The organism is Microcoleus sp., assembly GCF_041354475.1.
Lineage (GTDB): Bacteria > Cyanobacteriota > Cyanobacteriia > Cyanobacteriales > Microcoleaceae > Microcoleus.
The window spans coordinates 132010-154428 of record NZ_JBGJZU010000004.1 but is presented as its reverse complement, the minus strand read 5'-3'; the positions used below and the strand labels follow the sequence as shown (position 1 = coordinate 154428).

The window sequence follows — 22419 nt, the reverse complement described above, 5'->3', positions numbered from 1 at the left end:
GAGTGCCAACATTGATACTTATTTTACCAGTTACAGACAGCGATTGCGACAAGAACACCGTGTTTTTTGGACCTGATGTCTTTAATGTCAGGAAAAGTCTATGAAACTGCCGTTTAGTATCATCTCATCTCCCTCTTCTCGGACTCTGCGGCCTCTGTGGTCTCTGCCGTTTAATCATTCCGAAACAACCATAACGTGAAAGGACACGGCAGTGCCGTGTCCCCACAAATCTCACCCGAAATTAACCAGGTTGGCGATTACTTAATGAACAGCATTTCCTGATAAGTAGGCAACGGCCACAACTCATCAGCAATTTCACCTTCTAAAGCATCCGCATACTGGCGAACCTCATCCATCAAAGGACGAATTGTTTGCGAAGCATACTGCATATGCTCTTCTGTCGAAGCAAAATCATGATTGCTCAAAGCATCAGTCAACTTGCTAGTACAATCCATCATCGATTTAAGCAGGGTGGCTACCTTTTGGGCAGTTTCTTTATCTAAGTCAATGCCAATTTCTTTCAAACCAGCAATAGTGTTAGAAAGATCCGACAAATAACTCACCGCTGCTGGATAAATCAGGGTTTTTGCCATGCTGACTACCAGTTTCGCTTCAACTTCAATTGCCAGCAAATACTGCTCTGCATAGACATCGAAACGGCTTTCCAATTCAACAGGAGTCAACACACCTGTCTTTTCAAACAAATCTTCAATGTATTCTGCTTTCAACACGGGCAAAGCATCGGCAGTAGTCCGCAAGTTGGCTAAACCGCGTTCTTCCACGGCCATTTTATGCCATTCTTCAGAATAGCCATTGCCACCGAATACCACAGCACCATGCTCGTCCATGACTTCTTTCAGGGCGTTTTGGATGGCAGCATTTAATTCAGTTCCTTTGGCCAAATCGCTTTCTAACTTGTTAGCAACCCAGTCCAAAGAATCTGCCAGAATTGTATTCATCGCCACCAAGGGGCCGGAAACAGATTGACCGGAACCTACAGCACGGAATTCAAAGCGGTTTCCAGTAAAAGCAAAGGGCGATGTCCGGTTTCTGTCGCCGGCATCCTTGATGAAAGTAGGGAGTGTTTCTACGCCTAAATTCATGATTCCGCGACCTTGAGAACCCTTAATTCCGCCCTGGCGAATTTGATCGAAGATATCTTCTAATTGCGAACCCAAATAGACAGAGATAATCGCTGGCGGAGCTTCATTGGCACCCAAGCGGTGGTCGTTGCTGGCAGTTGCAACTACGGCGCGCAACAAAGGGCCGTATTTGTGTACGCCGCGAATTACAGCACCGCAGAACACTAGGAATTGTATGTTGGAGTGCGGTGTATCGCCTGGGTCTAACAAGTTGCCTTGGGTGGCGTTACCGACTGACCAGTTGACGTGTTTGCCGGAACCGTTAATGCCTGCAAACGGTTTTTCGTGGAGTAAGCAAATAAAACCATGTTTCTTCGCGGTGTTGCGCAGAATTGTCATGGTTAATTGTTGGTGGTCGCTGGCAACGTTGGCTGCTTCAAAAACTGGTGCAATTTCAAATTGACCTGGTGCTACTTCGTTGTGGCGGGTTTTGGCGGGAATTCCGAGGCGATACATTCTTTCTTCTACTTCTTGCATGAAGATTTGAACGCGCTCTGGAATTGCTCCAAAATAGTGGTCGTCAAATTGCTGACCTTTGGCTGGAGGTTTGCCAAACAGGGTGCGACCTGCTAAGAGTAAATCGGGACGATTGTTGGCAAAGTTGGCATCTATTAGGAAGTATTCTTGTTCGGCACCGCAACTGGAATTTACGGGGGCGACTTCGGTATTTCCTAATAGTTTCAAAACGCGGGTTGCTGCTTTGTTCATTGCGGCAATGGAACGCAACAGCGGTGTTTTCTTGTCTAGTGCTTCGCCTGTCCAGGAGATGAAAACAGTGGGAATGCACAATGTCATGCCGTTGTCTGTTTCCATGACATAGGCTGGGCTGGTGACATCCCAGGCTGTGTATCCGCGAGCGGCGGCGGTGGAACGGATGCCGCCGTTGGGGAAGGAGGAGCCGTCGGGTTCGCCTTGTACTAGCAGTTTGCCGGCAAATTCTGAGATGACTGAACCATCGCTTTGTACAGAGATGAAACCGTCGTGTTTTTCAGCGGTGCTGTTGGTGAGCGGATAAAATACGTGAGCGTAGTACAATGCTCCTTTGGAAATAGCCCAGTCTTTCATGGCTACCGCAACTACGTCAGCTACGGATTCGTCGAGTTTTTTGCCGGTTTGAACTGTATTTTTTACTGATTTAAAAATACTTTTGGGCAGACTCTCTTGCATCTTGCTGAGAGTGAAGACATCTGTTGCCCACATATCTTCTAGTCGTTTCGCAGGCTGGGTAGGTGTCAGTGGGCGGTTGACAATTTGGGAAATTGCTTGAACGCGCGATTCGTTTCCACTCATGATAGTTTTTTGTTGTTGATTTGGGGACAAGTAGTTTTGAAAAGATACGGCTTAGGAACAGCCAGTTTTTAGTGAGGATGTTAGTCCTTTTTCTTGTTTTATAATCATGGCTTTAGTCCTGACTACAAACAAGTTTTATTACGGGTGGTTAGAGCGAGGTCCGATCGCCCTGACACTATATTGATGACACTCCAGTGTCAGATGCGGTTGGATATCGGTTATTAACAAAACAATAGATGGCAAGAGCGTGTACTAAATTTGGTCAATATCATTGATATCAACTTGGCACAGATTTAGTACCTAATTTTTACCCTGGTAAGATCAAAAATTTTGTGCCTGAGGTTTTGGAGAATTATCGAAAATACACAATCCACACTTGGAGAGTGTAAGCAATCATTAATTAAATAAATGTATTGTAGAATACAGAATATATTTTTTTGGCACAATGGTTGTAGATACCTTTCGGCGAGATGTCTCTGGCTTCTGTAGGGCGGTTGCTAGACTGTGGGGTGCGTAGCCAGGGAATATCCGTAAGGCTGGGTTCGTAGCCAAGTTGTTTAATCAGTGTCGTCATTTGTCCTGGATATCGATAGACCATTCTAGAATTTGCCGATCGATAATATATATAGTCGCGTCTGGTCCGGGGACCAAACCTGATGTTACATTCGGCTGTAAGGATTTGATTAAACCGGATTACAGACTTGTTTCTTGATAGGAATATGAATCACAAACTCCGCCCCTCTTCCCGCAGTTGAAAAAAACATGAGCTTACCGCCATGTTTTTCAGTGATAATCTGGTAACTAATCGCCATTCCCATTCCTGTGCCCTTCCCAATGGGTTTTGTGGTGAAGAACGGATTAAATATTTGTTCTTGAATTTCTTCGGGAATTCCTAATCCCGTATCTGCGATCGCAATTTGTACCCATTTTGCATCAACCACTGATGTAGAGATAGTAATCTGACTAGCATTTTCTTTTATTTCTGGAACCGTTCGTTTTTGATTTAATTCTTCAATGGCATCAATAGCATTGACCAGAATATTCATAAACACCTGATTAAGTTGTCCGGCATAGCACTCCACCCGTGGCAAATTACCGTAGTTCCGAATCACCTGAATCTCTGAGTTTTCCGGATGATTTTTCAGACGATGCTGCAAAATGAGTAATGTACTATCAATTCCTTCATGAATATCGACTGACTTGAGGTGAGCTTCGTCCATTCGCGAAAATATCCGCAAAGACAGGACAATGTTACGGATGCGTTCTGTTCCTAGCTTCATAGAAGTCACAATTTTGAGCAAGTCTTGCTGCAAAAAAGCTAGGTCTATTTCATCTGCCTCGCCTTGAATTTCAGCTACCGGATTTGGGTAGTGCTGCTGATAAAGTTGCACGATACTCAACAGGTTTTGAGCATATTCGTCCAAGTATTTTAAGTTGCCGTGGATGAAGTTGACTGGATTATTAATTTCATGGGCAACACCCGCTACAAGTTGCCCTAAGCTGGACATCTTTTCAGCATGAACGAGTTGGGCTTGAGTGCGTTTAAGTTCGCTCAAAGTCTGTTCTAACTGACGCTTTTCTTTGACTTCTTTTTGGGAATTTTCTAGGTCGTTGATAATTTGCCGGAGCAAAGATTCTTTTTTTTGATTCGTTTGCTCTAGTTCTTGGCAAGTTGTCTCCGATCGCTCTAATTTTTTGCGTAAAATGCGATTTTCTTTTTCAAGCTGCTTAATTATTGCCCTAAGGTCTATTTCTTCTGACTGCATCTTAGGCTTCTCCGATTAGCAAAGTGACAAATGTTTCATTATGAAAATAAGAGATACCCCTAGCTTCTAAGGGGGAAATTTCCCCATTGGTGTAAAAGCCACAACTGGGCAAGGATTTGGTCAAACAGGTCTGAGTTAGTGCGTATTCTTCTTTAGTGCGAGTGCCTAAAATCTGCCGCCTAGCGCAACAGGAAAAATACAGAGCAGCGGCTGGTTCTTTACCTGGATAATTTTGTAATGCTTGCATCATTGAGGTTCGAGATGCAGATAGAATACTATCGTGGGTAGTTTCGGTAATTTGAACGATCGCCTGTTCTGGAACATCCCCAAAAAAGGTCACGCTACCAACTGCTGAATCGTAAACTCCGCTGGGCGCTCGCAAATAGTAATGAGTTTCATTGATATCAAACACGGCTAGAGGATATTCTGTGGCTGGCACTCTTTTTCCCAAATAGTGGTGATAAAACTCTAGAGCAGGTTTACTATCGATTTCGTAGACTACGTTTTGATAAGATTTGGTAACTATACCTCGCTTACCAATGGGATTCCAACCACTAGCAACACTATGAGAAAATAGAATCGACCCAGAGATTAAGAGAATGGGAATTGCATCGCTATAAACTTCGGTTTTGTAAAATTGATAGGTTTGTTTGAACTGGAACCTATCCGCCGTGAGTCCGCCAAGAACAGGTACTTTTTTGCCTAAAGCTTGATTCAAGCTATCTAAAATCAAAACGGCGCTGGTGCTCAGACTTTCTGGCAAAGTAATACAGAGTTTAATTGGCTCTGTATGACCTGTTGTTGCTTGAACAATAGCGGTTTGAATGGCGCTGTTCAAGTCCTGGGAAATGTCTCGTCCCATTCCAGCACGAATAGTGATGTTGTCCGAACAAAATAGCATCAGAGTGAGTGAATCCTGTTCAAATCCTAGAACAGAAGACATCTCTCCATCGGTTGTGCCACCAATTAGTTCAAGTCCTGGATATGTCAGATTAATTTGATTTAAGATGAGAGTATGTTCAAAGTCAATGGCTGCAAACAGTATAGCCGCTTGAGGTGATGCTCCTGACAGGGATTGCTGGCATTGCTCTAGGACTTCTGTTATGGCGGAGAGAGAGTCAGGGTCGTTGCTATGACCAACCACTGTTTTTAACATGGGTTTACTCCAATAATTGTACTGTCAGTAAAAATTTACAGGTAACAGCTATGCCTCAGTGAGAATACTTATCAGCAGATGCTTGTCAATATAAATACCCAAAACTTACCTCAGTATCTAGAGATAAATCTCGCTCGTAGGGAAGTGGTAAGCTTGAATCAACGAGCGCTTGAAAATTTATCTTGCAATTCTAACATACTTGTTTAGTTAGCATTAAACGTTTGAAATCAATATACGATGCTGAGCCGGTAAAAACCGGAACAAATCGCACTTTTATTTGAAATTAGGGAATGGGATATGGAAAATTGTGTTGGCGGGGATCGTCCTTTTGGTTGGTCAACAGCTACTGCAACGTCGCATTCATTGCAAGGCGATCTGTTTCTGTTCAAGCGTTTCTGAATAGGAGATTGAGGGCGCAACGAACATAGAGAGCGATCGGACATTTCCCAAACTTAGCGATCGAGTTGGAAAAACTTAATTATACAATGGCGTTTGGCGCTCCTAATTTAGACTTGATTTGCTCTAAACTTGGATAATCCATCTGATTCATCGTGGCTGAAGAATACGTGGAAATTCATGTTGATTTACTTAGTTCAGCCTTTTGCCAGATGACAACTTTAACTCCTCACCCCAAAATTGATAATATTTCGAGTCACAATGTATGCCACAATACTTCGGAAAACTCCAAACTACCGAACAGCCTTGGTCAATTATTGGCGCTGTAGAATCGATCGATAAAACCGATCGCACAATTCACTTCAACTGTACCAATTCCGCTCTCAAAATCAGCATCCTTGCACCGAATTTAATTCGAGTGCGAATGTGGCCAAACCCCCCCCAACCAGGGCGGGCACGCACCATCCACCGCCCCTACAACGGCGGGCAAGAAATTCAATCTCAACCCCCCCTTAGCAACGGCGGGCAAGAAATAAAATTATCACCCCCCCTTAGTAAGGGGGGGCAAGAAATAAAATTATCACCCCCCCTTAGCAAGGGGGGGCAGGGGGGGGGTCAAAGCAAATTGCACTCAGTAACTCTCCCTGACGAAAAATGGAAAATTGTACCTTTTGAAGTGCGAGAAACAGACGAGAAAATCGAAATAGAAACAGCACAAATAACACTTTCTGTCAATCGCGATCGCACTTCCATCGAATGCTTCGACAAATCGGGAAAACCCTTTGCTAGCGACTGCGATCGCCCCATGGGATGGCGCGCAGGTGCAACCGCGGGCTGGAAGCGCATCGAAGCAGACGAGCACTTCTACGGTTTCGGCGAACGCACGGGCTTGCTGGACAAACTCTCCGAAGTCAAGACAAACTGGACAACAGACTCCCTCGACTACACCTCCGTCACCGATGAAATGTACCAGGCGATCGCATTTTACATCGCCCTGAATCCCGATCGCGCTTACGGCATCTTTTTCAACACCACATTTTGGAGTCAATTCGATATCGGCGCCGAAAAACCGGGCGTTTTGCGGATGGAAACCAGAGACACGGAACTCGACTATTACATCATTTACGGCCCGGAACCAGCCCAAATTCTCGCCACCTACACCCAGTTAACCGGTCGGATGCCACTCGCGCCAAAATGGGCGCTGGGATACCACCAGTGCCGCTGGAGCTACGAATCCGAGGACGTGGTGCGGGAGTTAGCACAGGAATTTCGCGATCGGGCGATTCCCTGCGATGTCATCCACCTCGACATCGACTATATGCGCGGCTACCGGGTGTTTACTTGGAGCCCCAAGCGTTTCCCCGATCCCGCTAAACTGATCGCAGATTTGAAAGCAGCCGGTTTCAAGGTTGTCACAATTATCGATCCCGGTGTCAAGTACGAACCGGAAGCAGATTATGAAATATTCGATCGCGGTGTTGAGAATGACTATTTCGTCCGCACCGCCGAGGGAAAGCTTTTCCACGGTTACGTTTGGCCCGATAAAGCGGTATTTCCCGACTTCCTGCGCCCAGACGTGCGGCAGTGGTGGGGGGAACTGCACCAAAGCCTGACTGATATGGGCGTTGCGGGGATTTGGAACGACATGAACGAACCGGCGATCGCAGAAAGGCCTTTTGGTGATGGCGGCGAACACATTTGGTTTCCGCTGGATGCACCGCAGGGCCCCGATGACGATCGCACAACTCACGCTGAAACCCACAATTTGTATGGGTTGATGATGGCGAAAGCTTGTGCGGAAGGGTTGCAAAAACTGCGATCGGGCGATCGGTCTTTTGTGCTGACGCGATCGGGTTTTGCGGGGGTACAGCGGTACTCGTCGGTGTGGATGGGCGACAATCAATCGCTGTGGGATCACTTAGAAATGTCGATGCCGATGCTTTGCAACATGGGGCTTTCCGGCGTTGGGTTTGTCGGTTGCGACATCGGCGGTTTTGCGGGGAATGCTACCGCTGAATTGTTCGCGCGGTGGATGCAGGTGGGGATGCTGTATCCGTTGATGCGCGGTCATTCGGCGCTGAGTACGGCCCAGCACGAACCGTGGGTTTTTGGCGATCGCACCGAGCAAATCTGTCGCGAATATATCAATTTGCGCTATCAGTTGTTGCCTTATATTTATACCTTGTTTTGGGAAGCTGCGACTACGGGAACGCCGATTTTGCGACCGCTACTGTATCACTTTCCGCGCGATCGCACAACTTACCACCTTTACGATCAAGTATTACTCGGCCCGTCGCTGATGGCTGCACCTGTTTACCGCCCTGGAGTTGAGCATCGCGCCGTGTATTTGCCGGAGGGTAGTTGGTACGATTGGTGGACGGGCGAATGCTATCAGGGCCCGACGCACATTTTAGCCCATGCACCTTTGGAGAGAATGCCGCTTTACGTGCGGGGTGGGGGCATAATTGCGATCGCGCCTGTGCAGCAATTTGTGAGCGAACAACCGCTTGATTCATTGAAAATGCGAATTTGGCCCGGAAGCGGTGAATGGACGCTTTATGAGGACGATGGACACAGTTTTGAACATGAAAAAGGTGTCTGGGCTACGACTAATTATCAGGTGTATTTTGAAGGGGAAAGGGCGATCGTTGAAATTGCGGCGCGGGAGGGGGAATTTGCGATTTGCGATCGCGAAGTTACTGTAGAAGTTGTTGGGATTGGGGAACAGCGATTTACGGATGATGGTACGGTGCGGCGTTTGATATTTTAACAAATTTCTCAACCATATCCGTAGGGACACAGCACTGCTGTGTCCTCAAATCTCGATCTGGTATAGTTTCAGAGGTCAAGAAATTAGGAGACGGCAGTGCCGTCTCCCTACCCAAAATAAAATTGTAGGGACACGGCACGTGCAGTCTCCTCTACGATTCCGGTGCAACCGGAATTGATATGATTCCTAGATAAAATTCATTTCAAGAATAGCCCAGATGTTAGCAGGCTAGACCAATCCCAAAAAAACATCTAACAAATTTGGCAAAGGTGTGGGATAAATTGTAAAGTAAAGGTTTTGAGGGTAGAGGAAGTCGGATGGCGAGGCAAAAGAAACCTGACCAAAGGGCGATCGAGCAATACAAGCACGAACACCAACAAAGAGTCAATAACCCACCCGTCGGACTGGTTACGCCAGACACCGATCCAGATGGGGATACCAAAAAATATGCCTACGATCCGCACCTTGACCCGCAGTTAGTGTTGGCCGGAAAAGCAGAACATACCAGCTTTGAAGTACCAACAGTCTCGCTGCACTCCCGCAGAAATGATAGTTTATTTATTAAGCTTCAGGGCCTCCAAAATGAGAAAAATTGGTAAAATCAAATGGTTCGGTGGTCACAACAATAAAACTGGCCGCCAAAATGACTTTGGATTTATTGCTTGTGAAGGCAAACCCAATGATATATTTGTACACCTAAGACAAATCAATTGTTCGGCAACTGCTTTAATAGAAGAAACAATCGTTACTTTTGAAGTAATTACTAACTTCCGAGACGGCAAAGAAGAAGCTAAAAATTTGCGCTTATTGATTGACGAAACCGATACAGAAATTATTACTTTTTGTGCAACCAATAAAGATTCAAATTTATGGATTCCTGTATTTAGTAAGTATTTTGCTAATTTTTCGATTGATGAAGCCATTTTATTAATTTTTCAAAAACTTGAAACTCTCTCAGAGGGCGAAATAGTTTCGTTTGTCCGAACTCTCCCAAATCAGATCTTATTTTCCCATAAAGCTCGAAAAATCAGAGAAACTTTGGCAAAAGACGAACATTTAAATTTATGTGTCAAAATGTTCAATGAGCGGGTAAGCTTGCTAAAAGATTACTCATTTAAAGAGGAAATAAATGCCACTATTGAAGGCGCAAGCGTTCAATTTGTGGAGAAAATATGGGAAAATATTCCCAGTGAATTATATGTAGATGTTCCTGAACAGCGCCAACGTTTTAATCTAAAAATACACGCTAGATGCTTAGTCAAGCTAATTCTTGACTCCAAGGATGACCAAAGTAAAAGTATTTTCCTAATGGAGCTAAGAGAGTGTTTAAAAGAAGCAAATAAAGATGAATTTTGGGAAATTATTCCAGATGAAATACTCATTTATGAACAAATTTGGCCTATTACCATCCCAAAGCGTCGCGTTCGTATCCTTGTAAACAAACTTGAGAAAACTGAAAAGGAAAATCATAAAAAAATCATCAGTGAGCTTGTAAAAACTATTGCTAAAACTTCCATAAATGAGCATTCAATCTTACTTTTAGAAATTCCAGAATGGCTGAAAGAAAATGAGGCATTTTTCCCTTTTAAAAGTCCAGTTGAACAAGTTAATTTGGTCTGGGATTTGATCGAAGCTGGTTTATGGTCGTCAGCTTGGCCTCGGTTTTCAAAAGAAGCAAAAATTATTTGTATTTATCGTGTCTTAAAGTATAAAATCAACACAAATACCTTTTTTGCGGAATTAGAGAAGTTAAAAACAGAGAAACCAGAGAATGAACCGCTAGTCAAATATGTGATAAATATTTTGTGGGCTAAGGATCGTCCAGCTAGAAGAAATGAAGCTTTCCAAAAATCACACGAATTTCTTCAAGAATGGGTGATTGAGCAAGCATGGAATTCAACTGAACCGTTGAATCTTTACCCAATACTTCCTGTTTGCCAACCTAAAAAAGTTGACTACTGTGAAGGAAAACCCTGGCCAACAGAAGAAGATAAAGCATCAGGTGCAAAAAAAGTATCTCGTGCTTTCTGTCCGCGAGCAAATAAATCCTGTAGTTTATTTGAGCCTAACACGGAAAGAAATTTTAGCTTTGGTTTGGAAGGCGCTCGTCTTTACGCTGAATGTACGCAGGATTGGAAAGATTGGTCTTTGTTAGAACTTCTGCAAGCAACAGGCGTTGTTCCAAGTCTTCCAGATTTAAAATCTGATGAGTATGTGCAAAAGCTATCTGGTTGGATAAATCGTCTTAATGAAATTCGGGATAGACTCAAATGCTCTGTTTGCAGCCAGACAATGACGCCTAACGATAAATATTCTAAGGCTCTTGCTCGGTATAATATGACAGTTGCTTCGTGTAAAAAAGGCAATGGTCACGATCGAAATATTTATTTTAATCATTGTTGGGCTTGTTACCAAATAATTGACAGTAGAGAGAGTAAAATTCAACTAGACGGCTTATACATTTGCATTCACTGTGGAAGTGGAGCGAAAAAAAGTCTCAGTTATTCTCAGGGAGATATATGCCCAAAATGTGGAACCGCAGAAATGAAACAAAAGGAAGAGGGATCTAGGTTTATTCAGTGTTCCTCATGCCAGCATACAATTCGCCTACCTGCCCAACAGCATCTAACTGGATATAGATGGCGAGGGTATAAATTCAAATAGAAATACCCCTCACAATCAAGGTGTCACATTATTAAAAGCACAAATGAACGCAGATTTACTAACAGAAGACCTCAAGAAAAAACGCGCCAGTAATGAAAGTTTCTGGCTGATGGGTCAACCAGATGTTGCCCTCCGCCGCATGAATAGAGGAGAAGATGCAGGTAAGTGGGAAGTAGAAGTTCACGGCTTCGATTACTACAACACCAAAACTGGAAATATCGAGTCTGGCAGCGTTGAAAAAATTGCCGTATGGATGTTAGATATCGATTATGATGGCAGAAGCATTTTCCCGCGTCAGGTTTTCTTCCAGATGGCAGGAGAAAAAGATGCTTGGTCGCGTCTAGCCCGCAATCTGAAAGCCGAAATTGACGAGGATTTAATCGAGTCTTATCAAGGCACTGTCTCGTTGCCTTTTGAGATAGGAGAATATCAGCGCGTTGCTGTCAAGATTGTGGACGATAGAGGCATTGAGAGTTTGAAGATTATTCGATTAACCTAAAGAAACCGGGTTTCTGGGTCGGTGCTATAATGGTTTTAGGTAGTTAATTGGGAGAATATAACTATGACTCTGGCTATCAATAAAAAAGATGTAATTTTAGATAACCTCGAAATGCTAACAGTAGAACAGCAGGATACTGTTTTGGAATTTATTGAGTTTTTGCGATATCAGGCGCAAAAGCAGGAGGAACAGAAAGTTGAGGAAAAACAACCTATTTCTGCTTATGAAGCAGCCCAAGAATTTGCTGGATGTGTTGATTTTGGCCCTGGTGATTTGGCGACAAATAAAGAATATCTAAAAGGAATGGGTAAAAAATGAGAAAAAAAGTGTTACTAGATACAGGGGTGTTAGTTGCATTTATTAATAAAAGAGAAAAGCTACATTCCTGGGCAATTGAACAATGGAAAATGATTGAACCACCTTTATTGACTTGTGAAGGGGTAATAACTGAGACTTGTTTTCTGCTGCAAGATGTCTATGAAGGTGAGGAGGCAGTGATGAATTTAATCAGTCGAAAAATGATTCAAATTCCCTTTCAACTGAATGATGAAAGCGAAGCGATTAAAGAATTGATGAAACGGTATCAGAATGTACCGATGTCTTTGGCTGATGCTTGTTTAGTCAGAATGAGTGAGTTAATTGCTGGCAGTTGTGTATTAACATTAGATAGCGATTTTCTAGTTTATCGTCAGAATAAAAATCAGATTATAGATTTAATTATTCCGGCTCGGTTATAAATTTAATTTAAAATTAACTAAATCGGTTTATCAGTTAGTAGATGGTGAGTATCAAATTAAGCTATTTCGAGGAGATGAAAAAGTTGAATCGGCAGTGTTTCCAGAGTTAAACTTGACTGCAAAGCAAATTTTTAATGGTGGGTAAGTGTAATGCAGTGATAAATTTTCAACCAACCTGGGAAAGTTAATAATTTGGAGAGAAATAGAATGTCTACAACAATTGAAGAAATTAAGAAGCAGTTATCCAGTCAAAGTGAGCAAGAAAGACTTGCTGCTTTATCACAAACTCTCAATTATGGTCAACCAGGTTTAGAACTATTGATTGAACAGTCTATCAAAGATAAATCTGATATAGTTAAACAATTTGCCTACAGAGTTTTTCGGGGTGATAATTCTTATTTGAGGGGAAATACACCAGAAAGCTTAACACCTTGCCCAACAGATGTTATTACTTCTCTGGCAATAAGTCCAGATAATACTATTTTAGTAGGAGGGAGTTGGAAAAAGATTTGGGTATGGAATTGGAGATGGAAAGGGCGATCGTAATTTTAAATTATTACAAGAACAATGGAAATTTTATCAGTATGATTATCTCCCATATAGAGCTGAAAAATTGGCGCAATTTTCAGTCAGTGAATGTTGATTTGCGCGATCGCGTTTTTCTGGTAGGCCCCAATGCCTGCGGTAAGTCAAACTTCCTCGATTCATTCCGCTTTTTGCGGGATCTGGCTAAAGCAGGAGGCGGATTGCAGAAAGCTGCGATCGATCGAGGCGGCGTGTCAAAAATTCGCAGTCTTTATGCACGTCGATATCCAGATGTAGAAATAGAAATTCACCTTTCAGAATCTAATTCTGAACAGCCATTATGGAGGTATGGACTGGGAATTAAACAGAAAAAAGGTGGAAAAAATGAGCCGATTGTTGCCTACGAACGAGTTTGGAAAGGCGATCGGCAAATTATCGCTCGCCCTACTAAAGAAGATGAGAACGATGAGCTGCGTCTCACCCAGACTTATTTAGAGCAAATTAATGCCAACGCAGAATTTAGAGAAATTCCTAAATTTTTAGAATCGATTTTATATTTACATTTAATTCCTCAGTTAGTTCGCCATCCCGAAGCTTTTGCTACTCCTGGACTTTCCGAAGATCCTTTTGGGAGAACTTTTTTAGAGCGAGTTGCTAAAACTCCCGAAAAAACTCGAAAAGCGCGATTAAAAAAAATTGAAAATGCTTTAAAGTTGGCTGTTCCACAATTAAAAAACCTTACAGATACCAAAGATGTGATGGGGGTTCCGCATTTAGAAGCTGTTTACGAACATTGGCGACCCAGAGCGGGAAAACAACGAGAAGACCAATTTTCTGACGGAACGTTACGGTTAATTGGTTTACTCTGGTCACTGCTAGAATCCGATTCATTATTGTTACTAGAAGAACCAGAACTTTCCTTAAATTCGGCGATTGTTAGCAATCTACCCTCTCTGATTTATCGCCTTCAGCGTCCGAGAAAGCGACAGGTTATTCTTAGTACCCATAGTGCTGATTTGCTCTCAGACAAAGGCATTGGCGGCGAAGAGGTGCTGCTAATGACACCGACTCCTGAAGGAACTCAGGTAACACTTGCTTCAAGTAATGAACAAATCAAAATGCTATTAGAAGGAGGTTTAAGCATAGCTGATGCTGCACTTCCTCTCACAGCACCGCCCGCCATCGAACAACTGAGTTTATTCAAATGACGGATATTCCCATTAATTTAGTGTTTGAGGATGTACTGAGTGAAGCAGTTCTTAAAGAAATGCTGAAACAGTCTCAACGTCCATTTTTAGTTGGATCTCGCTCGAATAAGAAAGGATTTGGCGACATTAAAAATAGCCTTCCTGCATACAATAATGCGGCTAAGAGAATGCCTTACTTAGTCTTAACTGATTTGGATAATGCAGACTGCCCGTTAGTAATTCTGTCGGAGTGGTTAACTCAACCAAAACATCCTAATCTGCTGTTTCGGATTGCTGTTAAAGAAGTGGAAGCGTGGTTACTTGCACATCGAGAAGCATTTGCCAAATTTCTGGGTATTTCAGTAGACTTGATTCCTGCTGATGTAGATAAAATTTCCGACCCCAAACAGGTTTTAATCAATCTGGCTAAAAAATCAAAGAAGCGAGAACTCCGGGAGGGGATTGTCCCCGATCGCAATAGTACGACAAAAATAGGTAAAGACTATAATGGTCAACTCATCCAGTTTGTCAATGAAAGTTGGCAGGTTGCGTCAGCACAGACTAATTCCCCCAGTTTACAACGAGCTATGAATGTACTGATAAATTTTCAACCAACCTGGGAAACTTGAGGCTAAAGAAAGAGAAATTATGCGATCGCCAACTACAATCAATCAACTCATCATCTATAATATAGCCTCCACGGATGAGTAGACCCGACACCTACCACAAACTATGCAACCCATCAAAATCACCACATTCCAAGCTTTGCGCCGCAGTCTGGACCTCATAATCCAAGCCGCACCAGTAGAACTCCGCAATTTAATATTACTCAACGTCATCCGCGGTGCTGCCCCATCTGGCGTGTTATTTTTAGATAAATTAATTATTGATGAAGTATCTCGGTTGCTGTCGCAAACCCAAACAGCACAGCCCTTTGCTTTGATGCTTTCTCAGCCAATTTTGCTGTGGAGTATTGTGGGAGTCTTAAGTCTCAAATTAGTCGGCGATTCCATCGATAGCATCAGTTCCTTTACAGTAACATCTTTGCGCGATCGCCTTCAAGGCGCAGTTGAAGGAAAAGTCCTCGAAAAAGTCGCCAACTTCGACGATATCGCCCTGTTTGAAAACCCCGAACTCTTAAATATTGTAGAACTAGCAAAAACCGGAATATCGAGAATACAGCAACTAGCATTCACCATCAGCATGACAATCACAGGAATTTTTATTTTTATTCCATCTGTCAGCCTTGCTGCTGCTATAGCTTTGTGGGTTCCTCTGGTGATATTAATTTCCTCAATTCCCTCAATTTACATCGAAAGAAAATATACTAAAATTATCTGGAAAATTCAAAAAAAGCAAGCTAAAATTAGTCGAGAAATGAATTTATCTGCTAGAGTATTAACAGGAGAAGAATACGCTAAAGAATTGCGTTTGTTTGGCTTGCAGGAACTTTGGATAACACGCTGGCAAGGTCAGTTTGTGCAGTATTTTAGCGAGATGCAGGCAATCAGAAAAAAGGGAGCAATTGTTGTACTGTTGTGGTCTATTATTAGTAGAATAGGAGTAGCTTTGCCCTTTGTTTATATAGTAATGGGAGCTTTGGGCCGGCGCTATACTTTGGGGGATTTGGCGCTTTATTCTGGTTTGATTGTTCAAGTAGAAAACAGCTTGCAATTGCTGATTGGGAATTACACTAATTTGTATGATATTTCTCTCAGCGTTACTCCGATTTTTCAACTGTTGGATCTGAAACCGGAATTGCAATCTCCCCTTGGGGATGTGGTGTCTCGCCTCCCTAGTTTACCAGAGGGCAGCGAAGATAGTCACCCCACAACAGATAAAATTGGCATCGAAATTAAGCATTTATCTTTTTGCTATCCCGGTAGCACTAAAAACACAGTTACAGATATCAACTTAACGATTAATCCGGGTGAGATGCTAGTGCTTGTCGGTGAAAATGGCGCGGGTAAAACAACTCTTGGCAAACTCCTCGGCAGACTGTACGATCCGACAAGTGGCGCGATCGCCTGGAATGGCAAAGATTTGCGATCGCTCCCTCTAGCATACGTGCGATCGCGCATCGCGGTAGTCATGCAAGATTACGCCCGTTTCCCCTCCACAGTGCGAGAAAATGTCGGCTTCGGTGACTTGCTTTCCCTCTCGGATGACACTGCAATTAACGAAGCTATTTCCGAAGCAGGAATTAGCGCCAAAGTCAATACTTTGTCCGCAGGTTTAGAAACACCGTTAGGCAAACAATTAGAAGACGGCATCGACTTATCGGGGGGACAGTGGCAGAGAATTGCGATCGCCCGCGCCCTGATGCGGCTTGACACAGCCGAAGTCCTAATTTTTGACGAACCAACCGCCGCCCTAGACCCCAAGACAGAACACGAAATTTACAGCATCTTTCGCCAAATAGCCGCCGGGAAAACCACGATCGTGATCAGTCACAGATTGGGCTTAGCAAAAATAGCCGATCGCATCGCCGTGATGGAAAACGGTAAAATAGCAGAAATAGGAACTCACGACGAATTGATAGCATCAAACGGAATTTACTGCTCGATGTTCACCCGTCAAGCCAGCAGCTATATTTAGAGTTAAACAAACAGTCCAACCGGGGTTAAAACCCCTGTCTCATAGCGAAAGTCGGTTGAAACCGACTGGGGAGATATTGCAATGCAATGCTTGTTCAAAAATCTGTCTTTCAGTCCTCTTTGAGAGGACTTTCGCTATGAGACGGGGGTTTTCAACCCCCGGCGGAATTGTGGGTTAGCGTAAGGATTTTGGGCGCGAATGACTAATGACTAATGACTAATGACTAATGACTAATAACCAATGACCAATGACTAATAACTAATAACTAATGACCAATGACTAATGACTAATGACTAATGACTAATAACTAATAACTAATGACTAATGACTAATGACTAATGACTAATGACTAATGACTAATGACTAATGACTAATGACTAATGACTATCTCCCCGTTAGCGTATCCGCATAAGGATCGGGCAAAGCTTGCTGCACCTCCACAAGCGACAAAGCATCCCCAGTCAACTTTGTACTGCTATTTAAATAATTTTTTTTTACCCCCTCACCCTTGCGATCGCGCTCTTGCAAATGAGATAATTCCTCTTGATAAACAGCCACAATCCGCGCCAAACTCGCAGCCAAATCATCCCAATTATCATCGGAACCCAACTTCTCAGAAATCCCCTCAAATAACTCTCCAGCTTGCCTCTTCTGCACATAAGCTTTCAATAGCTTGCCCGACTTTTGCAAAACCGCCTGATAAATGTCCCCATCAGACCACCACAGTCCCTGTTGACTCAGCAGCCAAGTCAAAATATACTCGCGAGCGTGTTGCTCCTTCACCCAGGCCGCGAGATACTGCAAATCTTCCATAGTGACAGTCTCCTAACTTTTATCGAAAATTTTGGCTAATTTGTATCTACCGTTACTGCGATCGATTTAATATCTGCTCTATTATCACCTACCGATCTCTTTAATATCCCTTAAATCTTAAAAAAACCCTACTGATTCACCAAACATCAATTTTTAGCATATAAAAATACACTTAAACTGACATCAAGTCTATTGTTCGATACTTTCTGTCCACAGGAAAGCGCTAAACCCCGCCTCGCTTTCCTCTCTCGCAAACCTATCATCAAACGGAACCAGCGGATTACTTAGCATGACAAAGCAAAATTTTGGTTTAATCGGTCTAGCAGTGATGGGCGAAAACCTAGCCCTCAACGTCGAAAGCAGAGGCTTCTCTGTAGCTGTGTACAACCGCACAGGAGCTAAAACCGACGAATTCATGGCGAAACGCGCCCCCGGCAAAAACATTGTAGCCGCCAAGACTCTGACAGAATTCGTCGATGCCCTAGAAACCCCGCGCCGCATCTTAGTCATGGTGCAAGCGGGCAAACCAGTCGATGCAGTCATCGACCAGCTCAAACCCATGCTGTCACCGGGCGACATGATTATTGACGGCGGTAATTCCCTCTACGATGACACCGAACGTCGCACCAAAGATTTAGAAGCTGCCGGACTGGGATTTGTCGGCATGGGCATCAGTGGCGGCGAAGAAGGCGCGCTGAATGGTGCTAGCTTGATGCCCGGTGGCACCCACGCTGCTTACGCCATACTAGAGCCAATTCTGACTAAAATTGCGGCTCAAGTAGATGACGGTCCCTGCGTCACATTCATCGGTCCTGGTGGCGCTGGTCATTACGTGAAGATGGTTCACAACGGGATTGAGTACGGGGATATGCAGCTTATTGCTGAAGCCTACGATTTGCTCAAAAACGTGGCTGGATTGGACGGTAAGCAGTTGCAGGAAGTTTTTGCCGAATGGAATACCACTGACGAGCTCAACTCGTTTTTGATTGAAATTACGGCGAATATTTTCAAGTACATTGACTCGGAAACTAAGCAGCCCTTAGTTGAGGTGATTATGGACGCAGCGGGCCAAAAAGGTACTGGCCGCTGGACTGTAATGAGTGCTTTGGAATTGGGGGTGAGCATTCCGACAATTATTGCTGCTGTGAATGCCAGAATCATGTCTTCTTACAAGGCTGAGCGTGTCAAAGCTTCCCAAGAATTAACGGGGCCTACCGCCAAGTACGAAGGCGATCCGAAAGAGTTTGTCAACAAAGTTCGGGATGCGCTGTACTGCTCGAAAATTTGCTCCTACGCCCAAGGCATGGCGCTGTTGAGCGCGGCTTCTAAGTCGTACAATTACGACTTGAGTTTGAGCGAAATTTCCCGAATTTGGAAAGGTGGCTGTATTATTCGGGCTGGCTTTTTGGACAAGATTAAAACAGCTTTCAAGGATGATCCGCAGTTGCCGAATTTGCTGTTAGCGCCGGAGTTTAAACAGAGCATTCTCGATCGCCAATCAGCTTGGCGGGAAGTGTTGTCTGCTGCTAGCACCCTGGGGATTGCAGTGCCGGCGTTTAGCGCCTCGCTGGACTATTTCGACAGCTACCGACGCGAAAGATTGCCGCAAAACCTGACGCAAGCGCAGCGGGATTATTTCGGGGCTCACACCTACGAGCGCACCGACAAACCGCGCGGTGAATTCTTCCACTCTGAGTGGACTCAGGCTGCTGAAGAGTCGCTGCAAACTGGAACTACTGATTAATTAGTTTTTGTAGGGTGCGTTTCGGCGCACCTTACGAATTTATCTGGGGTGGCAATATGTTAGATTTTATATTAGTAGCCGGTCTAGTTATCACTGCGGTAAGTATGATTCTTGAATGGATAGATACATTCAAAGAAGAAGAGTCAAGAAAACGTTTATCAGACAGTGGTATTTGGGAAGTGGATCTAATGACTGGAAAAGAGTTTGAGAATTTTCTAGCTATCCATTTTAGAAACTTTGGTTATAGTGTCACTTTAACTCAACACAGTCAAGATTATGGTGCTGATTTAATTTTGTATAAAGATGGGTCAAAAACCGTAGTGCAAGCAAAAAGAAGTAAAAATCCAGTTGGGATTAAAGCAGTTCAAGAAGTAGCAGGAGCCGTCAGACATTACAAGGCAAATAAAGCCAGAGTCATCACCAACAACAGATTTACAAAAAACGCTTACAACCTTGCTAAATCTAACAACGTAGAGTTATGGGATCGCAAAAAACTCATCGAGTTTATCCTGATAGCTAAGAATTCAGGAGTTATGCACTCCGACTAAAGAAACCGGGTTTTTACCGAATCTGCTGGCTGCAACCTGTGTATTTTGGTGAAAAACCCGGTTTCTCGACCCCCATGTGTAAGTCTTAGACTAAGCTAAATTATATATAAAAATCAATCATGCTACAAATTTCTAATACTGTGTTTATTCCCGATCGCGAAATCGAGATTAGTGCGATTCGCTCTCAAGGCGCAGGTGGCCAAAACGTGAATAAGGTGGCGAGTGCAATTCACCTGCGCTTTGATATCCCAGCATCGTCATTACCCGATCGCTACAAAGAGCGACTATTACAAATCAGCGACAACCGCATTACCTCTGAAGGTGTGATTGTGATTAAAGCACAGGAACACCGCAGCCAAGAACAAAACAAGGAAGAAGCCTTAAAACGACTGCAAGAATTGATTAAAAGTGCGATCGTCATCCCAAAAAGGCGAAAACCCAGCAAAGCAACTCGTAGTTCCCAGCGCAAGCGTCTCGACAGCAAAACCAAGCGAGGGGAGATTAAAGCAATGAGAGGGAAAGTCACGGATTGAGCGATAATATCAAATTTTAATTATCATATAATTGTAGGTAAGTATTGTTAGTTTGAGGAAAGAGCAATGACAACTACTGCAAGTAACGAGCCGACGCTAGCTGACGTTATTGAAAAGCTAGACAAGTTATTAACAGTCAGCGGAAATAAGCCGATCGCCCAAACTCACCAAACCCAACAAACCTACCAAACTCTAGCATATTCAGCGATCGCCTCACACTATACCAATGTCCCACACACCGCATCACCCGATCGGACAAAATTAAATAGCCCGATCGCAGATTGCAGAAACTGCATTCACCAAGGCACACTTTACTTATCGGTCATCGGTCGGTTATTTTTACTACAAACCCCACGGCTGGTGTGGGAGACTCCTCCGTCACACCAGCCAGGTTTTTTTATATTAGTTGTTAGTTGTTAGTTGTTATTGGTTATTTGTTATTGGTTATTTGCTATGTTATGATACAATTATCCCACAATATATTACATTTAGTCAACCAAACCATTAAGAACTACCCGTGAGCAATCCACCAAAAATTCTCGCATTTGCCGGAAGTACCCGGACAGCATCTTATAACAAAATGCTGGTCAAAGTAGCAGCGACTGGGGCTAGAAACGCAGGGGCAGAAGTCACCTATATAGATTTGCGAGATTTCCCAATGCCCCTATTTGATGAAGACTTAGAAGCAGCAGAAGGACTTCCTGACAATGTTCTAAAATTTAAAGAATTGATGATAGCACATCAAGGACTTTTGATTGCTTCCCCAGAATACAACAGTTCCATTACCGCAGTGCTCAAAAATGCGATCGATTGGGCATCTCGCCCGCAACCCTCAGAAGCAGGGCTGGCTGCTTTCAACAATAAAGTAGCAGCCATTATGAGCGCTTCTCCCGGAGGTTTAGGAGGTATGCGGGGATTGGCTAATTTGCGATCGCTTTTGGAGAATATTAACGTCATGGTGATTCCCGATCAAAAAGCAATTCCCCAAGCTTTTCAAGCATTTAATCCTGATGGTACCCTGAAAGATGCCAAACAACAGGAAGCCGTACAACATCTGGGTGGTAAACTTGCTGGAATATTGGGAAAACTCAGCGCCTAAAAGAGTATTTAATTTCCCAATTTTTTCTGCTTCCAAGCCTCCACAAACGGCAAAAATATCGACACCAACTCCTGCCGATTCATCACCAAAGTCGGATAAGAAACCCTAGCGTAATTTTTCCCCACTTCCAGGGGGAAAATTGCCTGGGAATCCAGCGGTAGCCAAACCGCACCCGCAGCTTTCACAATTACCCAACTCCCAGCAATATCCCAAATTTTGGGAGTAGCTTCCACACCTCCCAAAACCGCACCCGAAGCCACAGTCAAAAAATTATAAGTAGCCATTCCCAACATCCGTACTTTGCTGGGAAGATGAGGCCCAATTCCCACACTACGGGAACACAAATTAAACAAATGATTACCACTCATTTTATCCGCAGTGGGACGAATGGGCTTCCCATTTAAAAAAGCACCTTGTGGGATATCTGTCAAGAGATTTTTCTCGACAAAATCTCCGGCAAAAAAACCATGAAAAGTTTGACTCAGGGGTGGCAAATGTACGCACCCAAAAACCGGAGTTCCGCGATACAATAAACCCAGAGAAATACCCCAAATTGGAATTCCCCTAGCAAAATTAGTGGTAGCATCTACAGGGTCAACAATCCAACACCATTCAGTATCAGGGAAAACGTGTTCTCCCTCCTCGCTCAAGATACCATGACTGGGAAAAGTAGAGGCGATCGCGCTTCTAATCTCCGCATCCGCCCAATTATCAGATTGCGTCACCAAACTCCCGTCGTCCTTCTCATCGGCTTGCGTCGTACCAAAATCTTGTAACAACTGCTGTCCAACGCGATCGACAGTATCTTGTGCAAAACTTAAAATAGAATCCCAAAAATCTTTCATTAGTTATTCGTTATTTGCGGTGCCCTGAGCGTAGTCGAAGGGTTATTGGTGATTTGTTATTGGTTATGGGTTATTTGTTACTACAGCCAACAGCCAACAGCCAAACC

General features: G+C 43.6%; 21 protein-coding genes and 1 pseudogene. 16 read left to right on the top strand and 6 right to left on the bottom strand.

Annotated elements, in window-relative coordinates:
• Positions 1-257: 257 nt before the first annotated feature.
• The 4 genes from ACBR23_RS02910 to ACBR23_RS02895 all read right to left on the bottom strand — a co-directional run bounded on the left by ACBR23_RS02910 (position 258) and on the right by ACBR23_RS02895 (position 5354).
• Positions 258-2432, bottom strand: a complete 2175-nt coding sequence (locus ACBR23_RS02910; protein ID WP_371118686.1) for a glutamine synthetase III — start codon at positions 2430-2432, stop codon at positions 258-260.
• 400 nt (positions 2433-2832) lie between these two features.
• A complete protein-coding gene (locus ACBR23_RS02905) occupies positions 2833-3006 on the bottom strand; it encodes a hypothetical protein (RefSeq protein WP_371118685.1) in 174 nt (57 codons plus the stop codon).
• 109 nt (positions 3007-3115) lie between these two features.
• Positions 3116-4198, bottom strand: coding sequence for an ATP-binding protein (locus tag ACBR23_RS02900; RefSeq protein WP_341735428.1), 1083 nt, complete (start codon positions 4196-4198; stop codon positions 3116-3118).
• Between the two features lies 1 nt (position 4199).
• On the bottom strand, positions 4200-5354 hold the full coding sequence (locus tag ACBR23_RS02895) for an FIST signal transduction protein (protein WP_371114165.1): 1155 nt from the start codon (positions 5352-5354) through the stop codon (positions 4200-4202).
• A gap of 661 nt (positions 5355-6015) precedes the next feature.
• On the opposite strand from ACBR23_RS02895, the gene ACBR23_RS02890 reads away from it, so the two are divergent.
• From ACBR23_RS02890 to ACBR23_RS02840, 11 genes and pseudogenes are all read left to right on the top strand, one after another.
• Complete coding sequence (locus ACBR23_RS02890; protein WP_371118684.1) at positions 6016-8520, top strand: glycoside hydrolase family 31 protein; 2505 nt, start codon at positions 6016-6018, stop codon at positions 8518-8520.
• A 317-nt stretch (positions 8521-8837) separates the two neighbouring features.
• The gene (locus ACBR23_RS02885) at positions 8838-9119 is read left to right on the top strand and encodes a hypothetical protein (RefSeq protein WP_371118683.1); all 282 of its coding nucleotides are present in this window, start codon (positions 8838-8840) and stop codon (positions 9117-9119) included.
• Entirely contained in the window at positions 9103-11184 is a 2082-nt protein-coding gene (locus tag ACBR23_RS02880; protein ID WP_341735433.1) for a cold shock domain-containing protein, read from the top strand. Before ACBR23_RS02885 ends, ACBR23_RS02880 begins: the two co-directional genes overlap by 17 nt.
• A gap of 43 nt (positions 11185-11227) precedes the next feature.
• Positions 11228-11683, top strand: coding sequence for a hypothetical protein (locus ACBR23_RS02875; RefSeq protein ID WP_341735434.1), 456 nt, complete (start codon positions 11228-11230; stop codon positions 11681-11683).
• Positions 11684-11746: 63 nt separating this feature from the next.
• A complete protein-coding gene (locus tag ACBR23_RS02870; protein WP_341735435.1) occupies positions 11747-12001 on the top strand; it encodes a DUF2281 domain-containing protein in 255 nt (84 codons plus the stop codon).
• Positions 11998-12420 (top strand): type II toxin-antitoxin system VapC family toxin, encoded by a 423-nt coding sequence (locus ACBR23_RS02865; protein WP_371118682.1) that lies wholly within the window; start codon positions 11998-12000, stop codon positions 12418-12420. The genes ACBR23_RS02870 and ACBR23_RS02865 overlap by 4 nt, the downstream gene beginning before the upstream one ends.
• 16 nt (positions 12421-12436) lie before the next feature.
• Positions 12437-12565: pseudogene (locus ACBR23_RS02860) on the top strand (Uma2 family endonuclease); the annotation flags it as partial.
• A 62-nt stretch (positions 12566-12627) separates the two neighbouring features.
• Positions 12628-12966, top strand: coding sequence for a GUN4 N-terminal ARM-like repeat domain-containing protein (locus ACBR23_RS02855; RefSeq protein WP_371118681.1), 339 nt, complete (start codon positions 12628-12630; stop codon positions 12964-12966).
• The gene (locus tag ACBR23_RS02850; RefSeq protein WP_371118680.1) at positions 12936-14153 is read left to right on the top strand and encodes an AAA family ATPase; all 1218 of its coding nucleotides are present in this window, start codon (positions 12936-12938) and stop codon (positions 14151-14153) included. The genes ACBR23_RS02855 and ACBR23_RS02850 overlap by 31 nt, the downstream gene beginning before the upstream one ends.
• The gene (locus ACBR23_RS02845; RefSeq protein ID WP_371118679.1) at positions 14150-14761 is read left to right on the top strand and encodes a hypothetical protein; all 612 of its coding nucleotides are present in this window, start codon (positions 14150-14152) and stop codon (positions 14759-14761) included. Before ACBR23_RS02850 ends, ACBR23_RS02845 begins: the two co-directional genes overlap by 4 nt.
• Positions 14762-14864: 103 nt before the next feature.
• A complete protein-coding gene (locus ACBR23_RS02840; RefSeq protein WP_371118678.1) occupies positions 14865-16730 on the top strand; it encodes an ABC transporter ATP-binding protein in 1866 nt (621 codons plus the stop codon).
• A gap of 384 nt (positions 16731-17114) precedes the next feature.
• Here the strand turns inward: ACBR23_RS02840 and ACBR23_RS02835 are convergent, their stop codons facing one another.
• Positions 17115-17543: a hypothetical protein gene (locus ACBR23_RS02835; RefSeq protein WP_371118677.1), complete on the bottom strand. Its 429-nt coding sequence runs from the start codon at positions 17541-17543 to the stop codon at positions 17115-17117.
• Between the two features lie 289 nt (positions 17544-17832).
• Between ACBR23_RS02835 and gnd the strand changes: the two genes are divergently transcribed.
• From gnd to ACBR23_RS02810, 5 genes are all read left to right on the top strand, one after another.
• Positions 17833-19287, top strand: coding sequence for a decarboxylating NADP(+)-dependent phosphogluconate dehydrogenase (gene gnd, locus ACBR23_RS02830; RefSeq protein WP_371118676.1), 1455 nt, complete (start codon positions 17833-17835; stop codon positions 19285-19287).
• Positions 19288-19343: 56 nt separating this feature from the next.
• The gene (locus ACBR23_RS02825) at positions 19344-19835 is read left to right on the top strand and encodes a restriction endonuclease (protein WP_341735444.1); all 492 of its coding nucleotides are present in this window, start codon (positions 19344-19346) and stop codon (positions 19833-19835) included.
• 119 nt (positions 19836-19954) lie between these two features.
• Entirely contained in the window at positions 19955-20368 is a 414-nt protein-coding gene (arfB, locus tag ACBR23_RS02820) for an alternative ribosome rescue aminoacyl-tRNA hydrolase ArfB (protein WP_371114175.1), read from the top strand.
• Between the two features lie 66 nt (positions 20369-20434).
• On the top strand, positions 20435-20788 hold the full coding sequence (locus tag ACBR23_RS02815) for a hypothetical protein (protein ID WP_371118675.1): 354 nt from the start codon (positions 20435-20437) through the stop codon (positions 20786-20788).
• Positions 20789-20885: 97 nt separating this feature from the next.
• Positions 20886-21467, top strand: a complete 582-nt coding sequence (locus ACBR23_RS02810; RefSeq protein ID WP_341735447.1) for an NAD(P)H-dependent oxidoreductase — start codon at positions 20886-20888, stop codon at positions 21465-21467.
• A gap of 8 nt (positions 21468-21475) precedes the next feature.
• Here ACBR23_RS02810 and ACBR23_RS02805 read toward each other — a convergent pair whose 3' ends face one another.
• The gene (locus tag ACBR23_RS02805; RefSeq protein ID WP_341735448.1) at positions 21476-22312 is read right to left on the bottom strand and encodes an inositol monophosphatase family protein; all 837 of its coding nucleotides are present in this window, start codon (positions 22310-22312) and stop codon (positions 21476-21478) included.
• Positions 22313-22419: the final 107 nt, after the last annotated feature.

Bases quoted from the DNA above. Each gene is read 5' to 3' on its own strand.
- ACBR23_RS02910 (WP_371118686.1), bottom strand. From the start codon at position 2,432: ATGAGTGGAAACGAATCGCGCGTTCAAGCAATTTCCCAAATTGTCAAC.
- ACBR23_RS02905 (WP_371118685.1), bottom strand. From the start codon at position 3,006: ATGACGACACTGATTAAACAACTTGGCTACGAACCCAGCCTTACGGAT.
- ACBR23_RS02900 (WP_341735428.1), bottom strand. From the start codon at position 4,198: ATGCAGTCAGAAGAAATAGACCTTAGGGCAATAATTAAGCAGCTTGAA.
- ACBR23_RS02895 (WP_371114165.1), bottom strand. From the start codon at position 5,354: ATGTTAAAAACAGTGGTTGGTCATAGCAACGACCCTGACTCTCTCTCC.
- ACBR23_RS02890 (WP_371118684.1), top strand. From the start codon at position 6,016: ATGCCACAATACTTCGGAAAACTCCAAACTACCGAACAGCCTTGGTCA.
- ACBR23_RS02885 (WP_371118683.1), top strand. From the start codon at position 8,838: ATGGCGAGGCAAAAGAAACCTGACCAAAGGGCGATCGAGCAATACAAG.
- ACBR23_RS02880 (WP_341735433.1), top strand. From the start codon at position 9,103: ATGAGAAAAATTGGTAAAATCAAATGGTTCGGTGGTCACAACAATAAA.
- ACBR23_RS02875 (WP_341735434.1), top strand. From the start codon at position 11,228: ATGAACGCAGATTTACTAACAGAAGACCTCAAGAAAAAACGCGCCAGT.
- ACBR23_RS02870 (WP_341735435.1), top strand. From the start codon at position 11,747: ATGACTCTGGCTATCAATAAAAAAGATGTAATTTTAGATAACCTCGAA.
- ACBR23_RS02865 (WP_371118682.1), top strand. From the start codon at position 11,998: ATGAGAAAAAAAGTGTTACTAGATACAGGGGTGTTAGTTGCATTTATT.
- ACBR23_RS02855 (WP_371118681.1), top strand. From the start codon at position 12,628: ATGTCTACAACAATTGAAGAAATTAAGAAGCAGTTATCCAGTCAAAGT.
- ACBR23_RS02850 (WP_371118680.1), top strand. From the start codon at position 12,936: ATGGAATTGGAGATGGAAAGGGCGATCGTAATTTTAAATTATTACAAG.
- ACBR23_RS02845 (WP_371118679.1), top strand. From the start codon at position 14,150: ATGACGGATATTCCCATTAATTTAGTGTTTGAGGATGTACTGAGTGAA.
- ACBR23_RS02840 (WP_371118678.1), top strand. From the start codon at position 14,865: ATGCAACCCATCAAAATCACCACATTCCAAGCTTTGCGCCGCAGTCTG.
- ACBR23_RS02835 (WP_371118677.1), bottom strand. From the start codon at position 17,543: ATGGAAGATTTGCAGTATCTCGCGGCCTGGGTGAAGGAGCAACACGCT.
- gnd (WP_371118676.1), top strand. From the start codon at position 17,833: ATGACAAAGCAAAATTTTGGTTTAATCGGTCTAGCAGTGATGGGCGAA.
- ACBR23_RS02825 (WP_341735444.1), top strand. From the start codon at position 19,344: ATGTTAGATTTTATATTAGTAGCCGGTCTAGTTATCACTGCGGTAAGT.
- arfB (WP_371114175.1), top strand. From the start codon at position 19,955: ATGCTACAAATTTCTAATACTGTGTTTATTCCCGATCGCGAAATCGAG.
- ACBR23_RS02815 (WP_371118675.1), top strand. From the start codon at position 20,435: ATGACAACTACTGCAAGTAACGAGCCGACGCTAGCTGACGTTATTGAA.
- ACBR23_RS02805 (WP_341735448.1), bottom strand. From the start codon at position 22,312: ATGAAAGATTTTTGGGATTCTATTTTAAGTTTTGCACAAGATACTGTC.